13 protein-coding genes are annotated in these 20959 nt (G+C 66.4%); 7 read left to right on the top strand and 6 right to left on the bottom strand.

Translation table 11 applies throughout. The features are described from left to right. The first annotated feature begins 3 nt into the window (after nucleotides 1-3). A complete protein-coding gene (locus R1L06_RS15925; protein WP_317218183.1) occupies nucleotides 4-2937 on the top strand; it encodes a TonB-dependent receptor in 2934 nt (977 codons plus the stop codon). A gap of 10 nt (nucleotides 2938-2947) precedes the next feature. Continuing rightward, on the top strand, nucleotides 2948-4543 hold the full coding sequence (locus R1L06_RS15920; RefSeq protein WP_317218182.1) for an alkaline phosphatase D family protein: 1596 nt from the start codon (nucleotides 2948-2950) through the stop codon (nucleotides 4541-4543). Between the two features lie 112 nt (nucleotides 4544-4655). On the opposite strand, the gene R1L06_RS15915 is transcribed toward R1L06_RS15920, so the two are convergent. After that, nucleotides 4656-6764 (bottom strand): phosphocholine-specific phospholipase C, encoded by a 2109-nt coding sequence (locus tag R1L06_RS15915; RefSeq protein WP_317218181.1) that lies wholly within the window; start codon nucleotides 6762-6764, stop codon nucleotides 4656-4658. Nucleotides 6765-6772: 8 nt separating this feature from the next. Further along, nucleotides 6773-9151 carry a TonB-dependent receptor gene (locus R1L06_RS15910; RefSeq protein WP_317218180.1) on the bottom strand — a complete coding sequence of 793 codons (2379 nt, stop codon included), beginning with the start codon at nucleotides 9149-9151 and terminating at the stop codon, nucleotides 6773-6775. A 150-nt stretch (nucleotides 9152-9301) separates the two neighbouring features. Here R1L06_RS15910 and R1L06_RS15905 point away from each other — a divergent pair, with 150 nt between their 5' ends. Continuing rightward, complete coding sequence (locus R1L06_RS15905; protein WP_317218179.1) at nucleotides 9302-10831, top strand: OmpA family protein; 1530 nt, start codon at nucleotides 9302-9304, stop codon at nucleotides 10829-10831. A gap of 12 nt (nucleotides 10832-10843) precedes the next feature. On the opposite strand, the gene R1L06_RS15900 is transcribed toward R1L06_RS15905, so the two are convergent. Together R1L06_RS15900 and R1L06_RS15895 are read right to left on the bottom strand one after the other, a co-directional pair. Continuing rightward, a complete protein-coding gene (locus R1L06_RS15900; protein ID WP_032128430.1) occupies nucleotides 10844-11770 on the bottom strand; it encodes a c-type cytochrome in 927 nt (308 codons plus the stop codon). Next, entirely contained in the window at nucleotides 11767-13113 is a 1347-nt protein-coding gene (locus R1L06_RS15895) for a c-type cytochrome (RefSeq protein WP_317218178.1), read from the bottom strand. The genes R1L06_RS15900 and R1L06_RS15895 overlap by 4 nt, the downstream gene beginning before the upstream one ends. 183 nt (nucleotides 13114-13296) lie before the next feature. Here R1L06_RS15895 and R1L06_RS15890 point away from each other — a divergent pair, with 183 nt between their 5' ends. After that, nucleotides 13297-14415 carry an alpha/beta fold hydrolase gene (locus R1L06_RS15890; RefSeq protein WP_049400454.1) on the top strand — a complete coding sequence of 373 codons (1119 nt, stop codon included), beginning with the start codon at nucleotides 13297-13299 and terminating at the stop codon, nucleotides 14413-14415. Nucleotides 14416-14497: 82 nt separating this feature from the next. Here the strand turns inward: R1L06_RS15890 and R1L06_RS15885 are convergent, their stop codons facing one another. Further along, on the bottom strand, nucleotides 14498-15637 hold the full coding sequence (locus tag R1L06_RS15885; protein ID WP_253146036.1) for an MFS transporter: 1140 nt from the start codon (nucleotides 15635-15637) through the stop codon (nucleotides 14498-14500). A 184-nt stretch (nucleotides 15638-15821) separates the two neighbouring features. Between R1L06_RS15885 and R1L06_RS15880 the strand changes: the two genes are divergently transcribed. After that, nucleotides 15822-16517, top strand: coding sequence for an alpha/beta hydrolase (locus tag R1L06_RS15880; protein WP_317218177.1), 696 nt, complete (start codon nucleotides 15822-15824; stop codon nucleotides 16515-16517). A 147-nt stretch (nucleotides 16518-16664) separates the two neighbouring features. After that, nucleotides 16665-18869: a TonB-dependent siderophore receptor gene (locus R1L06_RS15875; protein WP_317218176.1), complete on the top strand. Its 2205-nt coding sequence runs from the start codon at nucleotides 16665-16667 to the stop codon at nucleotides 18867-18869. 115 nt (nucleotides 18870-18984) lie between these two features. Here R1L06_RS15875 and R1L06_RS15870 read toward each other — a convergent pair whose 3' ends face one another. Then, entirely contained in the window at nucleotides 18985-19686 is a 702-nt protein-coding gene (locus tag R1L06_RS15870; protein WP_317218175.1) for a pirin family protein, read from the bottom strand. 140 nt (nucleotides 19687-19826) lie between these two features. Between R1L06_RS15870 and R1L06_RS15865 the strand changes: the two genes are divergently transcribed. After that, nucleotides 19827-20747, top strand: a complete 921-nt coding sequence (locus R1L06_RS15865) for a LysR family transcriptional regulator (protein ID WP_049461318.1) — start codon at nucleotides 19827-19829, stop codon at nucleotides 20745-20747. Nucleotides 20748-20959 lie beyond the last annotated feature (212 nt).

Raw genomic sequence — 20959 nt, 5'->3', positions numbered from 1 at the left:
GTGATGCGCAACACGCTCTACCTGTCGATCATCCTCGCCCTGTCTCCCTGCAGCGTGCCGCTGGCGGCTGCGGCCACTGCCGATGGCCTCGAGGCCCGCGTTTCGGCGCCGATCGCGGCGCAGCCGCTGGCGCGCGCGCTGGAGCAGTTGTCGCGCAGTTCCGGCGTGCAGTTCCTGTATTCGGGCAGTGGTGAAGTGCACATGGCCGGGGCGGTGCCGCGCGGTGCCACCGTCAAGCAGGCGCTGGACGCGCTGCTGGCAGGGACCGGCCTGGGCTACACCGTGGTGGATGGCAACGTCATCGCCATTGATCCTGCGCCGGCACACAACGAACCGAAGCCGGCCGCGCCGAAGCCGCGCGAGGCCGAAGCGGTGGTGGCGCCGACCCTGGGCACGGTGAAGGTGATTGCTGCGCATGAGGTGATCGACCAGAAGAAGACCTCGCCGGTGATCAAGGATTCGGTGGTCTACGACGAGATGGACAGCTACGGCGACGAGACCCTGGCCGAGAGCCTGATGGCCGCGCCGGGCCTGAGTGCCGTGGAGGATGCCGGTGAGCCCCGTTACGTGACGGTGCGTGGCGTGCAGGCCAACCTCAACTACACCACCATCGATGGCATCGCGATTGCCAGCGTGGGTGGCAGTGGCTCGGGTGAGCGCATGAACAACCTGCAGCTGATTCCCAGCGACATCGGCACCCGCACCGACATCTACAAGAGCTTCAGCGCAGAGCAGGCGCCGGATGCGATCGGCGGCGTGATCGACATCATCAGCCGCAGTGCCTTCGACCGGTCCGGCAAGTACGTGTTCGCCGATGTGGCTGGTATCTACTCCACGGCCGAGACCAATGTCGAGCGCAGTGCCGGTGGCAACCACGAGACCCTGGGGCATTTCGGCAAGAGCGCCAAGATGGTGTTCTCCAACCAGTTCGGTGCCGACCAGGAATTCGGCCTTGTTGCGGTAGCGCGCTATGAGCAGCGTTCGCGCAACAGCGTCAAGCGCTGGGTGGAGTCGAACTACTACTACAACGACGCCGGCAAGTACCTCACCGACGGCACCACCGGGCCGGACGAGGCCAAGGGCTGGAACGGACTGCGTGCGCCGGGCAACTTCAGCACCGGCACCTACACCAACTTCATCACCAACTTCGGTGGCTCGGCCAAGCTGGAATGGAAGCCATCGGACGATCCTTTCTACGCATCGTTGCTGCTGTACTCGTACCGGTTCTACGAGAACTCGACGATGAACAAGACCGATCTGTACGGCAACGCCAAGTTTCCGATCCGCAACCAGACCGAAGACAGTGGCACCACCCAGATCAACAGCATCTACATCAAGAACCGCCACGACCGCTGGGACCGCAGCAACCGTGGCGCCATCGCCAGCTTCAACTGGGATATCGGTGATCGCTCGCGGCTGACCCTGCGCGGTGGCCACACCGAAGAGACCTTCCACAACAATCAGGTCTACTGGGGTGTGCGCGCCTACCCAAGCAATCTGTTCGTCGACTACGAGAACGACAGCCACGGCTTCCCGAACGCAGTGGCGGTTTCCGATTCCAGCCTGCTGACCAGCTCGGCGTTCAAGCTCAACCCGGCACAGGCCTATGTCTCGCCGCGCGACGCCAAGGAGAGCATCGACAACCTGCGTGCCGACTTCAGCTACAACATCGACGCCGATGCGCGTGGCTTCGGCCTGGCCGCCGGCGCCGAGTACCGCCATCTGAAGATCTGGCAGGACATCGACTTCGACTACTTCAAGAGCAGTGCCACGCTCAACGATTACCTGTATCCGGGTTCGACGCTGCTGGGCAGCGTGCCGGGCTTCCCGCTGATCGACAACCGCAAGTGGAACGAGGAACTGCTGCCGAAACTGGGCAACAACAATGCGGCGTATCCAAATGCCAACTTCACCAGCGACTACAAGTACGTGGAGGACATCACCAATGCCTACGTGTCCGCACACTACGCCTGGGACCGACTGCTGCTGATCGGCGGCCTGCGCTACGACCACACCCGCTTCGATGCGTACAGCCCATTCAGCGATGATGGCGGCACTACGTATACCTCTGCCTTCCGCAATACGAGCGGTGGCTACAACAACCTGCTGCCTTCATTGAATGCGACGTTCAAGTTGAGCGAGGACCAGCGCCTGCGCTTCTCCGCCAGCCGCACGCTGGGCCGGCCGACACCCAGCAACATCGCCCAGGCCACCAGCACCAGCTGTGGTGATGACGAGGAGGGCAGGGGCTTCTGCACCATCAAGCAGGGCAACGCCAACCTGCAGCCGCGCCGTTCCACCAACATCGACCTGGCGTGGGACCTGTACTTCAACGGCAACAACGGCTTGGTCTCGGTGGCACTGTTCGACAAAGTGATCAAGGACGACATCTACACCCTGACCACCTTCGAGAATGTGGGTGATTCCCGCTACCGGGTCACCCAGCCGATGAACACCGATGAGTCCAGGCTGCACGGCGTCGAGTTCGCGGTGGCCAACCGCAACCTGCAGTGGGGCCGCCAGCGCTTCGACATGTACTTCAACGCAACGCGGCTGGAAGGCCAGACCAACTACCGCATCAGTGATGGCACCGAACGCCGCCTGGACCGCCTGCTGTACCAGCCGGACTGGTCGCTCAATGGGTCGGTGATCTGGCGCATGCCGTGGAAGAGCGCACAGCTGCGCCTGTCCGGTACCTACCGCAGCCGGATGCTGGTCGACTTCGGCGATACCCAGTGGCTGGATTCGTACTACGACCCGTACATGACCTTCAACATGGGCTTCAGCCACAAGGTCAGCAGGCACGTGACGCTGAAGTACGAGGCCAAGAACCTGTTCAACACGCAGCCGACCTACAGCACCGGCCCGAACGGGCGCTTCCGTACCGAGATCGACGACTACGGCCGCTTCTTCTATTTCCACATCATCTACAACTGAGGGCGCAGCCGTGGATACGATCAATCGCAGGCGATTCCTGGCCCTGGCCGGCCTGTCTGCTGCCGGCGCGTGGATGGGCACGGCGCACGCGCTGGCCGCACAGACCGATGCCGCCGCGCTGAACCCGCGCAACCTGCTGGCGTCGCCGCGGTTCGCCAGCACGCCGTTCACCCTGGGCGTGGCCTCGGGTGATCCTTCGGCCGATGGCATGGTGCTGTGGACACGGCTGGCGACCGAGCCGCTGGTGTTCGGCGGTGGCATGCCGACCCGGCCGATGGTGGTCGAATGGCAGCTGGCCGCGGACGAGGGCATGCGCAAGGTGGTACGCCAGGGTTCGGCGATGGCGCATCCCGAACTCGGCCACGCCGTGCACGTGGAGCTGGGTGGGTTGGCGCCCGCACGGCCTTACTGGTACCGCTTCACCGTAGGCGGCCACGCCAGTGCGGTCGGTTGCACCCGCACGCTGCCCGCAGCCACGGCCGCAGTGGATCGCGTGCGGTTTGCGGTGGCCGGTTGCCAGCACTACGAAGAAGGCCACTACACCGCGTGGCGGCGCATTGCCGAGGAACCGCTGGATTTCGTCTTCCACTACGGTGATTACATCTACGAAGGCGAAAGCCAGCCGGGCCTGCGGAAAGTGAACGGCCAGCCGTTCACCAACCTGCGCAATCATGTCGGGCCGCAGACCTACACGCTGGACGACTACCGTCGCCGCTACGCCCAGTACAAGAGCGATGCCGACCTGCAGGCCGCGCATGCATCGGCGCCGTGGTTCGTCACCTTCGATGACCATGAAGTGGACAACAACTGGGCCGGCGCCGAAGACCAGGACGATACGCCCAGCGAAGTGTTCCTGCTGCGCCGCGCACAGGCGTTCCAGGCCTACTACGAGAACATGCCACTGCGCCGTTCGGCATTCCCGCGCGATGGCCATATGCAGATGTACCGGCGCGCACGCTATGGCACGCTGATGGACCTGCACCTGCTCGACACACGCCAGTACCGCAGCAAGCAGGTAAACATTGCGCTGCGCGGGGAGGTGGAATCGCCGGAGCGCAGCATTGTGGGTGCGAAGCAGGAGCGCTGGCTGTTCGACGGCCTGGCCGATGCCGCGCCGCGCTGGCACACCATCGCCCACCAGGTGGCACTGGGCAACTACATGCGCGAGAAGGACGGGATGGTGCAGTCGTCCGACGACCAATGGTCGGGCTATCTGGACAGCCGCCGGCGCCTGCTCGATCACATCCAGAAGGTCGGATTCGGCAACGTGGTGACGGCGTGTGGCGACGCGCACCGGCATTACGCCAGCGACCTGGTGCAGGACCATCGTGATTCAGGCGTGGTCTCCAGTGAGTTCCTTGCCACTTCGATTACTTCCGGCGCTGATGGCCAGGGTGTGGATGCATATGCCGAGAACCAGCTGCGGCACAGCCCTTATCTGAGGGCGACCACCGACAAGCGTGGCTATGTGCTGTGCGATGTCACCCGTGATGCGTGGATCGGCGACATGAAGACGCTGGATACCGTGATGCAGCCGAATGGCGCGCAGCAGAGCTGGAAGCGCTACGCGGTCGAGCACGGTCGGCCGGGGCTGCAGGAGGCCTGATCGGGCCACCGGCTTGTAGAGTCGAGCCATGCTCGACTGCTTTTCCAGGCAATGATCGAACAGCGATCGAAAAGCAGTCGAGCATGGCTCGACTCTACAAGGGTGGAGCGGCTCAATCGTGCTCGAACCGCAGTGGTTCGCTGCCCATCGCCGGGTCACTGGTGCCAGGACGCCCATCCTCGGCACGGCCCGCCAGGCGCAGCACACTCTCACCTGCGCTGACCTGCAGGTCATACCAGCCGGCGGTAGGCGTTGCATCCCACGCCAACGAAGTTTCTGCATGCGCGGGCAGTGCCAGCGTCTGCTCGGGCATGTGCCCGGCATAGGCACCGGCATGCACGCGCACTTGCTGTGCACTTTCACCCAGATTGCGCAGGTGCAGCCGCAGATGGCCGTCGGCGCGCTCGACCGACGCCTGCACGATGGGCCCTTTGGCAGCACCCTGGAAGTGACGGTGGAAGCCGTTCGGGCCAAGCAGCCACAGGTCGTAACGCCCCTGTGCATCCAGCGCCCAGCGTTCGCGCAGCGGCGTGCCCGGTACCAGCGTATAGCGGCGTGGCACCGCACCCAGCCGCAGTCGGTCGTACACATGCAGGACCGCCGCTGCACCTTCGCAGGACAACGTCAGATCCAGGCCCGATGCGTCGATCGCAGCAATCGATGCCTGCGGCCGATAGGGCAGGGCACGCGCCGGACGTACGCCACGTTCCTGTTGCGCCGGTTCCAGCCCCTCCGGCAACGCTGGCACGGTGCGTCCTGGCAGGGCGGCGGCACGTGCGGCCGCCGCGCTCACGTCGGGCAGGCCGCGTACGAACGGACGGGTATCGCGCTGGGCGAAGTCGAAGGCGTTGCTCAGGTCTCCGCAGACCGCACGGCGCCAGGGTGAGATATCCGGTGCGGCCACGCCGAAGCGGCGTTCGATCAGCCGTATGACCGAGGTGTGGTCGTACACCTGCGAATCGACCCAGCCACCGCGGCTCCAGGGCGAGATCACGTACAGCGGCACGCGCGGACCCAGCCCATAGGGGCGGCCGCGCAGCTCGGCGGCGTCGTACTTCTCGTCGCCCGGTGCCGGATGGCGGTGGTACTCGCCTTCGGTACTGACCGAAGACATACCCGCCCAGCCACCGTTTATCGGTGAAGGCGGTGCCGGTGGCGGCATGTGGTCGAAGAAGCCGTCGTTCTCGTCGAACATCAGCAGCAGGGCGGTGCGGCTCCACACCTCCGGATCGGCGGTCAGTGCATCCAGCACGCGTGCGGTATAGGCCGCGCCCTGGGCCGGGCTGGAGGGGCCGGGATGCTCGCTGCCGGCCGCGTCGGCGATGATGAAGCTGACCTGCGGCAGACGCCCATCGACCACGTCCTGGCGCAGCTGCGCCAGGCCACGCGTGCTGACCCCGCGTGCTCGCAGCTGCGGGTCATGCCCCGGCGCAGCGCGGTAGGCCTGGCGGAAAGCCTCGAAGCCGGCCAGCGGGTTATCGGTGAAGTTGTCGGCCATGTCCTGGTAGATCTGCCAGGAGACGCCCGCCTTCTGCAGGCGTTCGACATAGCTGGTCCAGCGATACGACGCCGGATGCCCGCCGTGCTCGGGGAAGTTGTCGTGCGAGTTGGCGATCACCGGGCCGCCAGCACGCGCGTGTGCATCATTGTGACCGGTCCACAGGAACACCCGGTTCGGGTTGGTTCCGGCCTGCATCGCGCAGTGGTAGGCGTCGCAGATGGTGAAGGCATCGGCCAGTGCGAACTGGAAGGGCAGGTCGCTGCGCTGGAAATAGCCCATCGAATGGTTCTGCTTGGCTTTCGGCCATTGCCCCATGCGGCCGTGGTCCCAGGCGCGCTGCGCATCCGGCCAGGTGTGCGGCGTGCCTTCCACGCGCATGTAGCCGAAGTGCGCAGCGGTATCCAGCGGGAACGGTGCGATCGCGCGCGTGCCGCTGGCATCGGGTTGCAGCCACAGGCTGCGCGTGCGGCCGCCGGTCTGCAGTGCCGGCGCGGGAGCCACGAAGCGATCGCCGAACCCCCGTACGCCCGGCAGCGTACCGAAGTAGTGGTCGAACGAGCGGTTCTCCTGCATGAACACCACAATGTGCTGCAGGTCTTCGATGCTGCGCGTCTGCGCGGCGGGGGCGATCGCTGCGGCCCGGGCGATGCTGGGAAGCAGCGGAGAAAGGCCGGCGGCAACGCCGGCCTGCAACAACCGGCGTCGGCCGATATCAGTCACGGGCTCACTCACAGGTCCACACGGAAGGAGATGCCGACAGTGCGCGGGGCGCCGATGAAGGCGTTGTCGCGGCCGTCCACCCCTGCAAGATACCGCTTGTCGGTGAGGTTGCTCACCACCAGGTTGGCACCCATGCCCTTCAGGCGCGGCGACAGGCCCTGCAGGTCGAAGCCGATATTGGCGTTGAACACGGTGGCCGAGGGCAGCTTGTTGACGTTGGCGGCGTCGAGGTAGCGGGTGCCCAGGTAGCGACCGGACAGGCCGAAGTTCCAGTTTTCGCCCTGCCAGTCGGCCGACAGCACCAGGGTCTGCTCGGGCTGTCCGATCACCTTGGCGCCGTCGACGATGCCCAGCTGGGTATCACGTGCGGCATCGCCACTGCCCAGGTACTTGGAGCGGTTGTAGGTATAGGCGGCGTTGAGGCGCCAGCCGTTGTCCCAGCCATAGCCGAACGCCGCCTCCAGGCCGTTGCTTTCCACGCCACCGAAGTTCTCGTAGACACCGTCGGTCTCGCCCAGGTAGTCGATGCCGCTGACGAAACCGGCCGGCAGATAGACGATGCGGTTGTCGAACTTGATGTTGTACAGGGTGACCGACGCGGTCAGCGGCCAGCGGCTGATGCGCATGCCGACTTCGATGTTGTCGGCGGTCTCCGGCTCGACGTTGCGGAAGCGCTGCGGGTCGGTCTCGCCGAGCACGCCGGTGGGAATGGCGGCGAAGTTCTGCGAGAAGCCAGCGAACAGCTCCATGCCTTCCACACCGGGTGCCCAGGTGAAGCCGGTGGACAGCAGCGGATCGGACTTGGAATCGGATTTGACGTGCTCGCTGGCACCGATCACGCGGCGGCGCGACTGGTCGACGAAGAACTGCTTCACGCCCAGGCGTGCGCTGAACGGCCCGAAGCGGGCCACGTCCTCGACGTAGTACATCTGCTCGTCAACCTTGTACTTGTCCTCGAACTGCACCCAGTACGGCTGATGGTCGAAGGCGATGTCCTGGCCTACGTTGAGCAGGCGATGCCAGTCGCGGCGCGCCGAGCGGTCCAGCTTTTCCACCCACAGGCCGCCGCGGATCGTGTTGTCGACGGCACCGAAGGTCTGCCGCCATTCGACGTCGGCGGTCACGCCCATGCGGTCGTTGTCGTAGTGGGTGTGGCGGTAGGACTGCGCGCCCAGCACGTTGCCCGCGTAGCAGTTCGGATCGTACTCGGCGGTGAAGCCCAGCCGTGGGCTGCAGCTGGCCAGACGCTGCGCGGCGCTGCCATCGGGATTGACGAAGAATATCTGGCCGCGGTTACTGCCGCCGTACACGGTCTTTCCACCGATGTACTCCGACTCCGGGCGACCGGCACCATCATCGCTGACCTGCGCCAGGTAGGGGGGCAGCCAGTCGCCACGACCTTCCATGCGGTGCCCGTAAGCCGCCACCGAGGCCTTGAAGCCGTTGCCGCCGTCGAAGGCCGCGCGCAGGTAGCCGAAGGTGTTCTCGCGCAGCGCACGCGAGCCGGAACGGTAGTTCTGGTCCAGGTACGGAATGCCGGTGAGGGTGCCGACCAGGTTATCGCGGTCCGGATTGGTGGCGAAGCCCTTCGGCGAGACGCTGGTGTACTCCGGCTCGTCGGCATCGTTGTAGGACAGGTAGCCGGTCAGCGTCCAGCGATCCAGCTCGGTGATGAACTTACCGGCGATGTGGTCATTGCTGGTCTTGCCGCTGCCATCGATCCAGTCGTGCACACGTGCGGAAGAAGCGCTGACCCAGGCGCGGGTATGGCCGCCGAGCAGGCCGGTGTCGTAGCGCACGTAGTACTTGCGCGCTTCGTTGTCACCGGCACCGACCACGAAACGCAGGCGGCTGTCCTGCAGCGGATCGCTGGTAAGGAAGTTCAGGGTGCCGCCGAGGGCTTCGTTCGAGCGCGAGGAGATATCGGCGGTGCCCTGGCTGACTTCCACTGTTTCCAGGTCCAGGGTATCGATGTAGCGGTTGGCCAGCGAACCGCCACCGTAGCCCGAGCCGCCATTGGGCAGGCCGTCGATGGTGGTGCCGATCTGCTGGGTGTCACGGTTGGTGACGAAGCCGCGCATGCTGATCTGCGTGCCCCACACCGACGAACCGGTGGCATCGGCCTCGCTGACCACCACGCCGGGCACTTCGTTGAGCGCGTCGTTGACGCTGCTCATCACGGTCTGCCGGTTCAGTGTTTCCGCGCGCACCGAAGTCTTCGCGTAGCTGGTGGCCTGACCAATCACCTGTACCTGGTCGAGGGTACGCGCATCGCTGCTGCGCGCTTCGCCCGTATCGCCCTGCGGTGCTTCTGCGAGGGCGTCCAGGGCGGGGGCGATCAGCAGGGCCAGCAGCGAGACACGGGGAAAACGCGCAATCGTTCGCATCGAAACCGGACCTTCAGAGGGAGGAAACCCCGGAGTGTCGGCAGCGCCAATGACATCGGCATGACGTGGCAGCGCAGGAACGATGGCACTGTGGGGGCGGTCACGGCCTTCGGGTATGCTCGGCGCTTCAATGGACCTGAGGTGGTGGCGATGCAGAAGCGATCGAAGATCTGGCTGGGAGGTGCAGCCCTGGTGCTGCTGGCAGGGTGCAACCGGACGCCCTCGGATGGAGAGGTGGCGCCGCCTGCGCCAGCCACGGCGGACGAGGCCGCAGCACCGGCCGCCGCCCCAGCGGGTTCAACGGCCGCCGCCGACGGCACCGCACTCACCGACCGCGATGGCAAGCCGGTGCCGCTGGTGCCTTTCGACACCGGCAGCGTGCCGCTGAGCGACACCACGCTGGGTGAGCTGCCGTTCTTCAGCCTGCCGCAGGGCTACGCGCCGCAGAACGCCCCGCACCCGCGCGCCTGGGCGCGCTTCCCGTTCCGGATGGGCGAGGGTGTGCATTGGGCGGAAGGTCCGAGCTGGTCGGCACGCATCGTGACCGACAGTGAGGCGGCCCCCGACAAGGCGTTCTCAGCGCTGGAAGTGCAGCGCAACTTCGACGGCGTGATCACCGCCGCCGGCGGCCGCAAGGTCTTTGAAGGCAAGCTGCTGCGCGACATCTACTACGGCCCGCAACTGGAAGGCGAGATCGGGGGTGGCTTCATCGATGCGGTGAACGGTGAACAGGACGCACCCACCACCGTCTACGTGCTGCGCCAGGCCAACCGCACCGTGTGGGTGCAGCTGGCGGTGGACAGCAACGGCGCCGGTCTGGTGGTCGTGGATGACGTGCCGTTCAAGGCCACCGCGCAGTGGTCGAACCGTTTCCCGTACCTGTCCCTGCCGGCCGGCTATCGTGAGCGCAACACGCCCGAGCAGCGTGATTTCGATGCCTTCCCGTTCTGGACCGGAGATCACTTCGAACCGGTCGAGGGCCGCACCTTCGCTGCCGATTTCGACAAGGGCGAGCGCGAATACTCGATGCATGAAGTACGCCGCAACCTTGAGGCGATGATGGCCCAGGTCAACGGCACCAAGGTGTTCGAGGGGCGCATCCCGCACGAGGCGGCCGAGGGCGTGTCGAAGCAGGTGCAGTCGTCCTACGGCAACGCGGCCAGCTACAGCTGGGACAACTACGACACCGTGGTCTATCGCGTCGATCTGGCTGATGGCCGCCAGGTGTGGGTGCATGCTCGCCTCGAATACCTCAGCGCAGGCTGGGTCGTGGTCGAGCGCAAGGGTTTCACCCAGACCGCGGCGCTGCTGCAGGCCGATGCGTTGAAGAAGAAGCTGGACAGCGACGGCCGCGTGGCGATCCAGGTCAACTTCGCCACCGACAAGGCGCAGATCCTGCCGACGTCCGAACCGCAACTGGCGCAGGTGCTGGACCTGCTGCGTGCCGACCCGTCGCTGAAACTGTCGATTGAAGGCCACACCGACAACAGTGGCGCGGCCGCGCACAACCGCAGCTTGTCCGAGGATCGTGCGCGGTCGGTGGTGGCGGCGTTGACCGCCAAGGGCATCGCCGCCGACCGCCTGCAGGCGGCCGGCTTCGGCGCCGACAGGCCGGTAGCCGACAATGGCAGCGAGCAAGGCAAAGCGCGCAATCGCCGGGTCGAGCTGGTCAAGCGCTGAACCACGCCCTCCTCAGTACCGCGCGTCCTTGGGTTTCGGGTCGCGCGGCCAGTCCTTGGCCTTGTTGGCGAAGTCCGGCCGCGGTTGGTTGATGAAGTAGCTGGCGATGTCCACCGCATCCTGGTCGGGCATCACCTGCTGCCCCAGTGGCGGCTCGCGGGTCACCGCCGGCGGCATGTTGTGCTTGACGAAACCGGCCGCCTTGTACAGGCGCGCCATGCCGGCGCCGATGTTGAAGCTGTGGTCGCCCCACAGCGGCGGGAAGGCGATATCACCGCTGGCGTCGCGCCGGCCTTCGCCGTTGTCGCCATGGCAGGCGGCACACTGCACGGCGTACAGCGCCTGGCCACGGATCGGGTCCGGGGTCAGCGTGCTGTCGATGGGGCCCTCGCTGGGGGCGGCCACCTTTGCACCGTCTGGCACTGGACTGCTCAGCCACGCCATGTAGTCGAGCATGGCGCGCATCTGCGGTGAGTCCTTCGGTAGCGGCTTGCCGTTCATCGAGCGCTGCAGGCAGCCATTGATGCGCTCGGTCAGCCCGATCACCTTGCCCGGGCGCGGCATGTAACGCGGATAGGCGCCGCCGCCCGTATTGAAGTAGTGGTTGCCGAACGGTCGCTTGCCCTCGGCCATGTGGCACGAATTGCAGTTCAGATCGTTGCCGACGTTGTCCGGAAGCAGGCGCGCGGTCTCGTTGAGGAGGCGGCGGCCAAGCATCACCGATTCGGCATTGCCGAGCCCGGCGATCTCTTCGGCGCTGGGTGCGTGGTAGTGGCCGACCACCTTGCCCTGCGCATCGAGGATATCGATCGTGCTGGCTACGGCAGCATCCAGGTCCGGGTACAGATGGCGATAGGCGAGGGTGCCGGCGCCGGCCAGCAGCACGAGGGTGACCACGCTGCCGACCAGCAGGCGGGAGCGTTTGCGCGAACGTTTCATCGTGCGGCCTCCTGCGGAACGTAGTGCACCGGCTTGTCACGCACCACCCGGCGCATGCGCGCCACGTCGACCTCGCTCACCGCGCTGGCCTGGTTGCCCCAGCTGCTGCGGATGAAGGTCAGGATCTGTGCCAGCTGCGCATTCGGCAGCTGCTCGAAGCCGGGCATGGTGAAGGCCATGCGATCGTGCGGGGTATGCGGCGTGCGGCCGCCGATCAGGGTCACCTGCACCAGCGAGCTGGGATCATCGGCGAACACGATCGAGTTGCCGGCCAGGGCCGGATAGACGCGGGGCATGCCGCGCCCGTCGGCGCGGTGGCAGGCCTGGCAGTGCTCGGCATAGGCCAGCGAACCGGCAACACGGTAGTCGCCGCTGCGCAGTGCGGCGGTGGAGGTGTCGGTACCCGGTGACCACTGTGCACTGCGGCCCTCGCGTGCCGGCAGCTGTTTCAGGTAGCGGGCCATCGCCAGCAGGTCGGCGTCGGACAGGTACTGGGTGCTGTGCTCGACCACGTCGGCCATGCCGCCGAAGGCCGCGGAGCGATCGGTGCGTCCGGTGCGCAGGAAGTCGATGATCTCGCCCTCGTTCCAGCTGGCCAGACCGGTTGATTCATTGCGCAGGTTCTTCGCATACCAGCCTTCCAGCACCGAGCCGGACAGGAACTGGCGGCTGCCATCATCGGCCATCGCCTTTTCCTGGAACGCCAGGCCGCGTGGCGTGTGGCAGGCGCCGCAGTGGGCCAGGCCTTCCACCAGTTCGGCGCCGCGCTGCTGGCTGGCATCCAGCGACGGATCCGGGTTGAACGTACGCGGGCGTGCGAACAGCAGCTGCCACCAGGCCAGTGGCCAGCGCATGTTGGCCGGCCACGGGATCGTGCTGTCGGCGTTGCCCTGCTTCACCGGCTGCACCGAGCCCATGAAGTAGGCGTACAGCGCCTTGATCTCGGCATCGCTGGCGATCACGTATGAGGCATACGGCATTGCCGGATACAACGGCTGCCCATCGTGACGGATGCCGCGACGGACCGCGCGCTCGAAGTCGGCGTAGTCGTAGGCGCCAATGCCGGTGTCCGGATCGGGCGTGATGTTGGTCGAGTAGATCGTGCCCATCGGCGTCTGCATGCCGAGGCCACCGGCGAACGGCTTGCCGCCCGGCGCAGTGTGGCAGGCGGCGCAGTCGGCGGCGCGCGACAGGTACTGTCCCTGCGCGATCAGCGTCGGATCGTGGATGTCGACCTGCGCCGTCTGTCGCGGTGCGAACCAGTAGGGCGTGGTGCGGGCGATGCCGTAGGCGGCGGCCAACGTGGCGGCCAGGGCAATGGCGAGCTTGAGCGAGGTGCGCATGGCGGCACTGTGGGCAATCCCGCGCGCGCGTTCATTGATCCGGATCAATGACTGAACGGATACAGCTTGTACACCAAGCTGAATCGTTCCTGCGTTGTCATCAAGCCGTCATCCGCGCGCGATAGATGGCCCACGCCCGCGTCGCTAACCTGCCACGCTGTCGCACCTTTTCCCCGATTGCCCATGAAGCGCCTGCTGCTGTTGTTGCTGGCGTGCGCCGGCCTGTGGCTGGCTGCATGCTCGTCCTCGATCAATGCCTCGTCCACCTCGCTCGCCGACAGGCTGATCGCGCCAGGTGGCGTATCGACCCTGCTCGATCGCCCGCGTATTGCCGCGGCCATCGCCGAACTGCCCAACCGCCATGGCTTCGCGCCGGGCCGCGATGGCGTGCCGATCTTCTGGCGTGTGTTCGATCCCGGCGACTACGGCGCGCGTTATCACTACCTGCCGCAGCGCCACGAGAACGGCCTGCCGCTGGATACCGGCCTGAGCCTGGCAGTACCGCAACCGTTCCGCGCGCAGGCCCCGCGCGGCACCGTGGTGCTGCTGCACGGTTGGATGATGAACGGCGATTCGATGCTGCCGTGGTCGCTGCAGCTGGCCGAATCCGGATATCGCGTGATCACGCTGGACCTGCGCAACCATGGACAGTCCGGTGCAGGTCCGTCCGGATACGGCACCTATGAATCCGACGATGTGGTCGATGTAATCGGTGAGCTGCGCGCGCGTGGTGAAGTAACCGGCCCGCTGTACCTGTTCGGCGTGTCCTATGGCGCCGCCACAGCGGTATTCACCGCCGACAAGCTCGGTGACCAGGTGGAAGGCGTGGTGGCGATGGAATCGTTCGCCAATGCCGGTGTGGCGATCCGCACGATGATCCCGCACCTGATGGGACTGCAGCCGGAAGGCCTGAAGGCGCAGGCGGTGGCGTCGTACGCGCGCTGGCGCTACGGCGGCCAGGACATCAACCAGGTGATCGCCGCCGCCAGCCGCCGCATCGACGTCGATCTGGACCGCGTGGATGTAGCGCGCGCGCTGGCCGATACCCGCGCCTGCGTACTGCTGCTGCACGGCCAGGGCGACCAGCACATTCCGGTCAGCCAGGGCCGCGAACTGGCGCAGGCCAATCCGCGCGCGCACTACATCGAGATGCGCGGCGAGGACCACATCACCCTGCCGCTGCGGCTGGACCTGCTGGCCGGAGTGGTCGATGACTGGATGGCGCGCGACGAGCACCATCCGCAGAGCGCGTGCCCGGCGCCACAGCTGCCGGCCCAGGCCGAGTGGCTGACACGCAGCTGAGAAAAGGGGACGGAGGGGATTAAGTCGTTTCCCGCACAGCTGGGCCAGAAACGACTTAATCCCCTCCGTCCCCTTTTTTCTGTCAGGCCACCCGTCTTGCCAGCGAGCGCGCAGACGCCGCGACGCCCAGCAGCAGCGCGGCCACGCACAGGAAGGCGAAGCCGAGGCTGGTAGCGTGTGCGAGTGCGCCGATCGCTGCCGGTCCGGCGAGGATGCCGGCGTAGCCCAGCGTGGTGACCGCAGTGATGGCGATGCTCTCCGGCATCACCCGCTGTTGGCCGGCCATCGAGAACAGCGCCGGCACGATGTTGGCGCAGCCCAGCCCAACCAGTATGTAACCGGCCAGCGCCACCGGGAACGATGGCACCAGCGTCGCCAGGGTGAAACCCGCAGCAGCGGTGATGCCGCCGAAGACCAGGGTGCGGGTCCGGCCGAGGCGCTCGACGATGCCGTCGCCGAACAGGCGCATCGCGGTCATCGCCAGGGTGAACAGTGCAAAGCCGGCACCGGCCTGGTCACGTGGCACCTGCCGCACTTCGGCGAGGAACACCGCGCTCCAGTCCAGCATCGAGCCCTCGGCGAGGAACACCACGAAGGCCAGCACGCCGATGAACAGCACCACGCCATGCGGCAGTGCCAGCAGGGGGCCTTCATGCAGGATCCGTTGTGGGCGCCAGTGCGGTGCCGACAGCACTGCCACCAGCAGCAGAGCGGCCACCGAAACCAACGCGGCCAGCCACAGCGGCGTACCCAGGATCAGCATGCCGGTCATGCAGCCGGCACCGACGAAGCCGCCGATGCTGTAGAAGGCATGGAATCCGGACATCATCGCGCGCCCGGCGTCGCGCTCGACCGCGACCGCCTGCATGTTCATCGCACAATCCAGTGCACCGACGCCGGCGCCGAACACGAACAGGGCCGCGCCCAGCGCTACCGGAGAGGGCGCCAGCACCAGCAAGGGCAGGGCGCACAGCATCATCGCGCAGGTGATCACCATCACCCGGCGGCATCCCAGCCGCCCGGTCAGCGCACCTGCCAGTGGCATCGCCAGCAGTGAGCCGAGCCCGAGGCACAGCAGCACGGCGCCGAGGCTGGCGTCGGACAGCCCGGCCTTGGCCTTGGCGTAGGGCACCATCGGCGCCCATGCGGCGGTGGCGAATCCAGGGATGAAGAAGGCGGCACGGGTGGCGTGCTGTTGGGCACGTGGGGATGAAGGCGTCATGCGCGGTGCGAAGCTCCAGGGGGTGTTCATGAAAACGTTTTCAGGACGGCTCGGCAAGTGCCATGCGTGACATCGGGCGACGCATACGATTGCAGTGACCCGATCGCGTCACTGGCGATTAACGTCGCCCACGGACAGTGGCTGCACGGTCGGCATTCCGCCGCCCGCTGCCGGAGACCTGTACATGAGCACGACACCCACCATCCTCCTCGTCCACGGCTTCTGGGGCGGGGCCGCACACTGGGCCAAGGTGATCCTGGAACTGCATCGCAACGGCCATGACCGTGTGCAGGCGGTGGAGTTGCCGCTCACGTCGTTGGCTGATGATGCAGGACGCACCCAGAAAATGATCCGGCAGATCGACGGGCCGGTGCTGCTGGTCGGCCACTCCTATGGCGGCGCGGTGATCAGCCAGGCCGGCAACGAGGACAACGTGAAGGGCCTGGTCTACATCGCCGCTTTCGCGCCTGATGCCGGCGAGAGCCCCGGTGGCATCACCCAGCAGCACCTGCCGGAGGCGGCGCCGAACCTTGCGCCGGACAGCGATGGCTACCTGTGGCTGCGTGCGGACAAGTTCCATGAGAGCTTCTGCCAGGATCTGAGCGAAGACGAGGGCCGGGTGATGGCGGTGACCCAGAAGGCACCGCTGGCCAGCACCTTCGGTGATGCGGTGAGCGACCCGGCGTGGAAGCACAGGCCGAGCTGGTACCAGCTGTCCCGCCACGACCGCATGATCGCGCCGGAGAACCAGAGGGCCATGGCCACGCGCATGCAGCCCAAACGACTGCTGGAGCTGGATGCCAGCCATGCCTCGCTGGCCTCGCAGCCGAAGGACGTGGCCGCGCTGATCCTGGAGGCCTGCGCCGCCATCGGCGGCTGAGCCTGCGGCAGCGCGCCGCACCACAGCACATCGCACGACAGCCGGGGCGCAGGGGAGTACACTCCTGCGCCTGCGGCCATCCGGCCGCGTCCCCGTCTTCCCTCCAGCCGCCGCCAGAGGATCCCACCCGATCGTGGAGGTCCCGTCGTGCTGTCTGTGCCTGATGCCCGTATTCCGTCCCCCTTGCCGCGTCGCCGTGCGTTGCCGCAGGCGCTTGCCCAGGGCCTGCTGATCACCGCACTGGCCAGCAGCGGCATCGCAGCCGCGCAGTCCGCCACCGAGCCGGACAAGGCCGCCGAGGCCCCGGCATCGCAGACCCTGCAGACCGTGCAGGTCACCGCCAACCTGCTCGGTACCATCACCGAGGGCAGTGGCGCGTACACGCCGGGCACCATCGCCACCGCCACCCGCCTGGTGCTGACCCCGCGGCAGACCCCGCAGACCATCAGCGTCATTACCCGCGCTCAGATGGACGACTTTGGCCTGAACGGAATTGATGACGTGATGCGGGTGACCCCGGGCATCAGCATCGTGACCTACGACAGCGAGCGCACCGAGTACTACGCGCGCGGCTTCGCCGTGCAGAACTTCCAGTACGACGGCATCCCGATGTCGCGTGACTCGGCCTATTCGGCGGGCAACACGCTCAGCGATACCGCGATCTATGACCGCATCGAAGTGCTCAAGGGCGCGACCGGCCTGCTCACCGGCATGGGCGATCCGGGCGCGACCATCAACCTGGTGCGCAAGAAGCCGGGCAAGGAGTTCGCCGGCAGTGCGACGCTGGGTGTGGGCCGCTGGGATGACTATCGTGCCGAGATCGATGTTGGCGGCCCGTTGACCGCCGATGGACGTGTGCGCGGTCGCGCGGTGGGCGCCTGGCAGGACAAGCATTCCAATCTCGACTTCTACCAGCGCACCAGCAAGGTGGGCTACGCGGTGCTGGAAGCAGATCTGGGCGAGCGCACGCTGCTGACCGTGGGTGGCGATACGATGGACAGCGACCCGAAGGGCTCGACCTGGGGTGGCATCCCTCTTCTGGACAGTGCCGGCAACTTCAATGACATGCCGCGTTCGTTCAACAACGGCACCCGCTGGAGTGGCTGGCGCCAGTATGTGCGCACCGGCTTTGCCACGCTCGAGCATACCTTCGCCAACGATTGGGTGGCCAAGCTGCAACTCAACCACCAGGTCAACGGCTATGACGCCGCACTGGCCGGCGCCGCCGCCGGCAATCCCGATCCGTTGACCGGCGAGGGCGTCAGCCTGTGGCTCGGCAAGTACGTTGGCAAGACCGTCAGCAATGCGGCCGACTTCTACCTGAGCGGTCATTTCGGCCTGTTCGGCCGCGAGCATGAGCTGGTCGTCGGTGGCAGCGCCTCGCGCAAGCGCTGGACCAACACCGGCTACGGCCCGCAGGCGGGGTTCCCGGATACCGTGCCGGACTACAGAACCTGGAATGGCGACATTCCCGAGCCGGAGTGGCAGCGCAGCTACAGCAACAACGAAGTGACGCGTGAGAACGGCCTGTACGTGGTCGGCCGCTTCGACGTGGCCGATCCGTTGAAGGTGATCGTCGGCAGCCGCCTGGCCAGCTACCGTTCGCCGCAGACGCGCGAAACCGGCGTGTTCGTACCGTATGCCGGCGTGGTCTACGACCTTGGCGAGCACTATTCGGTGTATGCCAGCTACAGCACCATCTTCAAGCCGCACAGCGAACGCGACGAGCAGGGCAAGGCACTGGATCCGCTGGAAGGGCGCAGCTACGAGATGGGCCTGAAGGCGGAATTCTTCGATGGCCGCTTCAACGCCAGTGCGGCGCTGTTCCAGCTCGACCAGGACAACTTCGCCCAGCCCACCGGCGGCAAGACGCCGGACGGGCAGGATGCGTATCGCGCCCTGATGGGCGTGCGTACCAAGGGCTACGAGCTGGAAATGTCGGGCCAGCTGGCCGAGGGCTGGCAGGTGCAGGGTGGGTTCTCGCACAAGATCGCCCGCCAGGCCGGTGCCAAGGTGACCACACTGGAGCCGGAAAACCAGTTCAGCCTGCACACCAGCTACCGCCTGCGCGGCGACTGGAAGGGGCTGACGCTGGGCGGTGGCGCGCGCTGGCAGGATTCCACTTTCGGCGAGATCACCAACCCGGCCACGCAGGCCAAGGTGGTGCATCGCACCCAGCCCTATTGGCTGCTGGATGCGATGGCGCGCTATGAATTCAACGATCGCCTGTCGGCCATGCTCAACGTCAACAACCTGCTGGACAAGCGTTACTACACGATCTTCAGCTGGTACAGCACCTACACCTGGGGTGAGCCGCGCAATGTGCGCCTGGCGATGACGTACAAGTTCTGACGCCGGTGGTGCTGTAGAGCCGAGCCCGCGCTCGGCTGGCTGTCAAACCGCAGCCGAGCATGGCTCGGCTCTACAAATACGCCCGCGATGCTTTTCGGCATCGCGGGCGTTGTCATTACAGCGGCAGGTCGAACACCAGCACTTCGGCGTCGTTGCCGTTCTCCAGGGTCAGCTGCGCTTCGTCGCTGACCTGCAGCGCATCACCGGCTTCCAGGGTGATGCCATTGACCTGCAGCTGGCCTCGGGCCACCTGCACATAGGCGCCACGACCGTTGCCGAGGGCGTGGTGCAGCTTCTGGCCGCCATCGAGGATGGTGGCGAAGATGCGGGCATCCTGGTGGATGCGCAGCGAACCGTCGGCACCGTCCGGCGAGGCGATCAGGCGCAGCTGGCCGCGCTTGGTTTCCGGGGCGAAGTGGGTCTCCTCGTAGGACGGGGTGATGTTCTCTGCGTGCGGGAAGATCCAGATCTGCAGGAAGTGCACGGTCTCGTCGGCGGAGTGATTGAACTCGCTGTGGCTGACACCGCTGCCGGCGCTCATGCGCTGCACGTCGCCGTAACGCAGCACCGAGCCGGTGCCCATCGAGTCCTTGTGCTCCAGCGCGCCGCCCAGCACATAGGAAACGATCTCCATGTTGCTGTGGCTGTGGGTGCCGAAGCCCTGGCCGCCGATCACCTTGTCTTCGTTGATCACCCGCAGCGGTCCGAAGCTGACGTAGCGGGGGTCGTAGTAGTTGGCGAAGGAGAAGGTATGGCGCGAGGACAGCCAGCCATGCTCGGCCAGGCCACGGGTAGCGCTCTTGCGGATCTGCAGCATGATGGAATCTCCTTGTTCGATGGTTTCGATGGGGCGGGGTGGGCTGGTAGCCGCTGTGTTTCCCCGTTGGAGAGAAGTATCCGCTTGCGCCCGGGGTTTGAAAAACGGATAGTTTTGACAGCCATCATCGAAAAATTCGAATGCTCAAACTCAGTCTCGATGCCCTGCAGATCCTGGACGCCATCGACCGCCGCGGCTCGTTCGCCGGCGCCGGCAAGGCTCTGCACAAAGTGCCTTCGACCATCTCCTACACCGTGGCCAAGCTGGAGGAGGACCTGGGCGTACAGCTGTTCGACCGGGTCGGCCCGCGCGCCGAGCCGACTGAGGCTGGCCGCGCGCTGCTGGACGAAGGCCGCCACCTGCTGCGCGCAGCCCGGGAGCTGGAACTGCGGGTGCGCCGGGTGGCGTCGGGCTGGGAGACCGAACTGACCCTGGCGGTGGACTCGGTGTTCCCGACCTGGCTGCTCGGCCCGGACATCGCCGCATTTCGTGAGGCCGAGGCACCGACCCGGCTGCGATTGATCGGCGAGGCCCTGTCCGGTACCTGGGAGGCCTTGCTGGACCGCCGTGCCGACCTGCTGGTTGGTGCGCCGGGCGAGGGTCCCAGCGGCGGCGGTTACGTGGTCGAGCCGCTGGGTACGGTGGAGTTCGTGTTCGCGGTCGCGCCCGGTCATCCGTTGGCCGCAGTGCCGGGTGTGCTGGGTCGCGAGCAGCTGGTCGAGCACTGCGCGATCGCGGTCTCCGATTCGGCGCGACGGCTGCTGCCGCGCACGGTCGGCCTGTTGATGGGGCAGGAGATGCTGACGGTGCCGGACATGGCCAGCAAGCTGAAGCTGCAGTGCGAAGGCGTGGGCTTCGGTTTCCTGCCCGAGCCCTGCGCGCGTGCGGCGGTGGCGCGTGGCCAGCTGGTGATCCGCGAGGTGGAGGAGCACAAGCCGGAGGAAACCTTCTGGCTGGCCTGGCGCACCGGTGAGGATGGCGCCGCTCTGCGCTGGTGGCGCGAGCGCCTGCGCAGGCCGGAGCTGCTGTCGCAGTGGTGGCAGTCAATGGCACGGGGTTAGGGGTACGGCAGGGCTGCGCCCTGCACCCGCTACGAGCTGGAGCAACAGCAACAGCAATAGCAACAGCAACAGCAACAGCAACAGCAACAGCAACAGCAACAGCAGAAGCAGAAGCTGGTTTCCTGTGGGGAGGCGGGGTGGGTCCGGTTGCGGGGGCCGCTGCAAGTCCCCCTCCGGGGCCCGGCCCAGCCGCTGGCGGCTGTGCGTTCGGG

Source organism: Stenotrophomonas mexicanensis, from assembly GCF_032911605.1.
In the GTDB taxonomy this organism is placed as follows: domain Bacteria; phylum Pseudomonadota; class Gammaproteobacteria; order Xanthomonadales; family Xanthomonadaceae; genus Stenotrophomonas; species Stenotrophomonas maltophilia_A.
Note: the sequence above shows the minus strand (reverse complement) of the source record. Positions and strands in the feature narration are given on the sequence as shown.

Bases quoted from the DNA above. Each gene is read 5' to 3' on its own strand.
- R1L06_RS15905 (WP_317218179.1), top strand. From the start codon at position 9,302: ATGCAGAAGCGATCGAAGATCTGGCTGGGAGGTGCAGCCCTGGTGCTG.
- R1L06_RS15885 (WP_253146036.1), bottom strand. From the start codon at position 15,637: ATGACGCCTTCATCCCCACGTGCCCAACAGCACGCCACCCGTGCCGCC.
- R1L06_RS15880 (WP_317218177.1), top strand. From the start codon at position 15,822: ATGAGCACGACACCCACCATCCTCCTCGTCCACGGCTTCTGGGGCGGG.
- R1L06_RS15895 (WP_317218178.1), bottom strand. From the start codon at position 13,113: ATGCGCACCTCGCTCAAGCTCGCCATTGCCCTGGCCGCCACGTTGGCC.
- R1L06_RS15925 (WP_317218183.1), top strand. From the start codon at position 4: ATGCGCAACACGCTCTACCTGTCGATCATCCTCGCCCTGTCTCCCTGC.
- R1L06_RS15900 (WP_032128430.1), bottom strand. From the start codon at position 11,770: ATGAAACGTTCGCGCAAACGCTCCCGCCTGCTGGTCGGCAGCGTGGTC.
- R1L06_RS15870 (WP_317218175.1), bottom strand. From the start codon at position 19,686: ATGCTGCAGATCCGCAAGAGCGCTACCCGTGGCCTGGCCGAGCATGGC.
- R1L06_RS15890 (WP_049400454.1), top strand. From the start codon at position 13,297: ATGAAGCGCCTGCTGCTGTTGTTGCTGGCGTGCGCCGGCCTGTGGCTG.
- R1L06_RS15865 (WP_049461318.1), top strand. From the start codon at position 19,827: ATGCTCAAACTCAGTCTCGATGCCCTGCAGATCCTGGACGCCATCGAC.
- R1L06_RS15910 (WP_317218180.1), bottom strand. From the start codon at position 9,151: ATGCGAACGATTGCGCGTTTTCCCCGTGTCTCGCTGCTGGCCCTGCTG.